This is a genomic window from Thermodesulfobacteriota bacterium (assembly GCA_039028315.1).
Taxonomy (GTDB): Bacteria; Desulfobacterota_D; UBA1144; order Nemesobacterales; family UBA2774; genus CR02bin9.
Genome location: JBCCIH010000256.1, coordinates 1 through 2,282, shown reverse-complemented (window position 1 = coordinate 2,282; position 2,282 = coordinate 1). Strand labels below are relative to the sequence as shown.

Here is a 2,282-nt window from a genome sequence, read left to right as displayed (position 1 = left end):
ATGTTTGATAAATATCAGAAAATAGCACTTACATCTAAGCTTGATATGGAGTTTTTAAGACCGGTTGATTCTACTTCTACCCTTACAATCAGAGGGAAAATAACACATGCAGAGGGCAGAAAGATCAGCGTGCAAGTGAATCTCTTAAATGAAAATAACAAAGTATGCACTAGAAGTAACGTTGACTACACTATAACCAAAAGAGAAGTTACTTATAAAATTATGGGTAAAGAGAAGTTCACGGAAAAATTTCAAAAATATCTGGAAGATTAAACTATGCTAAAACTATACGACCACCCGCTTTCGGGAAACAGCTATAAATCACGGCTTGCACTTAGTCACTTAGGAGTAGAATACGAGAAAATAAATGTAGACGTGTTTAAGGGCGAGCAGAATGATCCTAAGATTGCAGCGCTAAATCCAAATAAAAAAATCCCGATTCTTGTGGATGAAGACTATGTAATTTGGGAATCTAACGCGCTCTTGTTCTATATTGGTAAGAAATACTCCCCAAATGACATTTATCCTGAAGACCCTAAAACTTATGGCCAAGTTGCGCAGTGGCTTCTTTTCGGTAAAACATCAATTGACCCAAACCTTGCAATGGCCAGATATCTGACAAGATTCGGCTCAGGTGAAGCTCACGAGCAGCAACAATTGGCAAAGTGCAGAGCTCACGGCATGCAGACGCTTAGGATTTTAGATGATCACCTCCAGGATAACGAATTTTTAGCTGGCACTTACTCAATAGCCGATATAGGATGCTATCCATACGTCCATCTTGCACCAGAAGGTGAGGTTGATATAGAGCCGTATGAAAATGTAATGGCGTGGATCGGGCGCATTGAGTCCCAGCCCGGATTTATTTCTATGGAAGATTGATTTTTAAGTAAGATTGAGCGGGAAACGGGATTCGAACCCGCGACCTTCTCCTTGGCAAGGAGACGCTCTAGCCAGCTGAGCTATTCCCGCTTATTAGGCCCATTAAATGTATCAAGCCCAATGATTATTGTCAAGAATTACGTTATACTCCCTCTCTTTAGGTAAAATAGTTCATTAGTGTAAAAAAAATGAGTGACGACAGAAGAAAATCAATAATATCAGAGGTCTCAAGAGTAATAATTAAGATCGGCTCAAGCGTTTTGACCGATCAGGGCGGGAGTCTGTCCGAGAGCATATTTGAGAAGCTTGCGGATCAAATCTCTAAGATTTGTGATAAGAATATTGAAGTTATTATAGTATCTTCGGGCGCAATAGCATCAGGGATGAAAAAGCTTGGTATTACTTCAAGGCCAACCGAAATATCTATGAAACAGGCAATAGCTGCCGCAGGGCAGAGCACTCTGATTTGGCATTATGAAAGGGCTTTTTCTGAATATAATAAAAAAGTAGCTCAGATACTACTTACGCTCGATGGCCTTTCAGATAGAAAGAGATTTTTAAACGCTCGCAAAACTCTCACCACAGTGCTGTCAATGGGAATTATTCCAATTATTAATGAGAACGACACAGTTGCGGTGGAAGAAATTATGCTCGGGGATAATGACAACCTTGCGGCCCATATAACATCACTTATAGAAGCAGATCTACTCATTATGCTCACCGATATTGAAGGGCTTTATGATAAAGACCCAAGGGCCAATCAGGATGCCGAGCTAATATCGCTTATTGACCGCATTGGCAAAGAAATCGAAAACACAGCGGGGGATACGGTGGGCTCGACCACAATTGGCGGCATGAAGACAAAGATCGAAGCTGCAAAAAAAGCTGCGGCATATGGGGTTCCAACAATAATTGCAAACGGAAACAACGGTGAGACGCTTGAGCAGATATTTTCCGGCGAAGAAGTAGGAACACTTTTTCTTCCTTCTGAGCAGAGCTTAAGCGGAAGGAAACACTGGATTGCTTTTACTCTTAAATCTAGCGGAGAAATAGTGATTGACAGCGGCGCCACAAAAGCGCTGACCGCGTCAGGCAAAAGCCTTTTGCCCTCAGGGATTAAAGAAGTTAAGGGCAGCTTCGGAGTGGGAGAATCGGTTGCCTGTATAGATGAGAGCGGCACTCTTATAGCTAGGGGACTTACCTCGTATAGCTCTGCAGAAATAGTCAAGATTATGGGCTCTAAAACCACAGATATTGAAAACATATTGGGCTATAAATACAGCGATGAAGTAATACATAGAGACGATCTAGTAGTTATTGTTGATTAAAAGGTTTTACAGCTAGCCATGAAGTCTAAATTACTAATATACCTCTTAGTTATAGTTGTCATTATAATCCTT

The 2,282-nt window shown here is 41.1% G+C and carries 3 protein-coding genes and 1 tRNA gene; 3 read left to right on the top strand and 1 reads right to left on the bottom strand.

The features are described 5' to 3' along the window. Both AAF462_11680 and AAF462_11675 read left to right on the top strand, forming a co-directional pair. A partial coding sequence (locus tag AAF462_11680; protein MEM7009782.1) for a hotdog domain-containing protein occupies positions 1–273 on the top strand: 273 nt, incomplete at its 5' end. A gap of 3 nt (positions 274–276) precedes the next feature. Continuing rightward, a complete protein-coding gene (locus AAF462_11675; GenBank protein ID MEM7009781.1) occupies positions 277–882 on the top strand; it encodes a glutathione S-transferase family protein in 606 nt (201 codons plus the stop codon). Positions 883–898: 16 nt separating this feature from the next. On the opposite strand, the gene AAF462_11670 is transcribed toward AAF462_11675, so the two are convergent. Then, positions 899–972, bottom strand: a tRNA-Gly gene (locus tag AAF462_11670). 98 nt (positions 973–1,070) lie between these two features. Here AAF462_11670 and proB point away from each other — a divergent pair. Continuing rightward, complete coding sequence (gene proB, locus AAF462_11665) at positions 1,071–2,210, top strand: glutamate 5-kinase (GenBank protein MEM7009780.1); 1,140 nt, start codon at positions 1,071–1,073, stop codon at positions 2,208–2,210. The last annotated feature ends 72 nt before the right edge of the window (positions 2,211–2,282 follow it).

What these genes read in the sequence shown, in the direction of transcription:
- AAF462_11675 (MEM7009781.1), top strand. Translation starts at nt 277, where the DNA reads ATGCTAAAACTATACGACCACCCGCTTTCGGGAAACAGCTATAAATCA.
- proB (MEM7009780.1), top strand. Translation starts at nt 1,071, where the DNA reads ATGAGTGACGACAGAAGAAAATCAATAATATCAGAGGTCTCAAGAGTA.